1 protein-coding gene is annotated in these 1,639 nt (G+C 60.6%); it reads right to left on the bottom strand.

Annotation, left to right across the window (positions count from 1 at the left end):
* Nucleotides 1-124 precede the first annotated feature (124 nt).
* Nucleotides 125-1,540 carry a hypothetical protein gene (locus tag KBX19_RS11230; RefSeq protein WP_255999051.1) on the bottom strand — a complete coding sequence of 472 codons (1,416 nt, stop codon included), beginning with the start codon at nt 1,538-1,540 and terminating at the stop codon, nt 125-127.
* Nucleotides 1,541-1,639: the final 99 nt, after the last annotated feature.

Raw genomic sequence — 1,639 nt, 5'->3', positions numbered from 1 at the left:
GAACTCGTCACTGAACTTCCTAGGCATGATCCAATCCTCCTCTAGAAACGATCGGAACTAAACCCAGGACACTTCACCCGAAACGACTGCCGCCCCCGGAACCCAGCCTTGCGACAGCCGCGTCTCACCACTGGCTCTCGTCCTCTGGCAACCGCTGCTCGAACGCTGCAATCAGCCCACGGTTCTCGTGCTCGTCAAAGGGGACGGCCATGGGCAAGTCGGTTTCGCCCAAAGCGCTGGTCTTGGTCAGTCGTTCCCTGCACCAGTTGAGCCACTCTTCGGCCTCTGGAACGCCTTCGAGCGCGTCGAGGTACTCCTCAATTTCCCGCCGCTCTTTCCAGACCTCAACGCGCCTGAGAAGTACCTTGTGACGCTCACCTTCCCGGTGGTGGACACGGGCGAGCTCCGTTGCCTTGTCGAGTCGGCGCTGCCGGCGCTCAGCCTCAAGTCGATCTCGCTCTTCCACCACTGCGTACCACTGCTCTCTGCGGTGGACGTCAGCAAAGAAGTCTCCGAGCACCGAATTTAGCCGCGTCGGCTTCGCAGGGGTGTCGTTACGCCTGGTGAAACCGACAGTGAGAGACACCAGGCCTGTGCCTTCTTTGACGTAGTACTTCGGCATTTCTTTGCCCTTGTTGTACGACCAGCGCAGCGAGTCCTCGTAGGCTTTGACCTCCTTCTTCGTCGGCGGCCGCTCGACGTTGTTTTCGCGCTCGCTGGCCCACACTTCATATGAGCGGTGGTCGGTGTCGAGCGTGACTTTCTCCAGCACCTTCTTGCCCTTGTAGTCCTCGGTGTCGTGTGCCGTCACGCTCCACCCGCGGGCTTGTGCCTCGGCAACAACGACATGCAGGAGCAACTTCGCACGCTGCTTCGTCTCTGCGCTGTACCACTTAGAGGTTCGCAGAAGCCGGTTGATAGCCGGGTGGAATTTGCGAACCTCAACTTCTCCCCGCAGGACAGGTCCTGGGTCTGGTGACACCCACTCGTCCGTGTCGAGCAACGCAGCGGTCACCGTCACGGGAGAGTCGAAGTGCCACGAGTCGGAGCGCCATTCGAGCATGAACTCTTTGCCGTCTGGGACAAGGTCTTTCCGCGGTCCTTTGACCCACTTTTCGACGGGGTCCCAGTCGGCTCGTGCCACGTCGCGGTTTTCTACGCGCCTGACAACCCACCCACGCTGAGAGGCGACCAAGTCTTCGAGCAAGTCGGTCACCCGCGCGTCCAGTGCTACTTCGCTCGCAGGTGGTGGCTCTGGTGGAGCATAAATCGGCGAGGCGACCACCGCCCCGGGTGCCGTACCGCGTTTTCGTTTCGGTCTCCGGAGCGGTTCTTTCCCTGCCAGCACCCGCTTGCCGCGCTCGGTGGCTGTTGCTTGCCAGGTCTTGCCGTGGCCTTTGACCTTGACGAGCTCATGGCCTTCAAGTGTGCGGGCGGTGGTTTTGTACGTCGAAGGCACCTCAGGGTCGGTGGGACACCCGTCAACGACCCATTGCAGGACGGTGCGTTGGCGCGGGGTGAGTTCTTTCGCGGCTGGCATGGGGTTATTGTCGCCGGTCGGAATGAAGTGTCCTGGGTTTAGTTCCGATCGTTTCTAGAGGAGGATTGGATCATGCCTAGGAAGTTCAGTGACGAGTTC

It is taken from the genome of Corynebacterium sp. CCUG 71335, assembly GCF_024454075.1.
Classification (GTDB): Bacteria; Actinomycetota; Actinomycetes; order Mycobacteriales; family Mycobacteriaceae; genus Corynebacterium; species Corynebacterium genitalium.
Note: the sequence above shows the minus strand (reverse complement) of the source record. Positions and strands in the feature narration are given on the sequence as shown.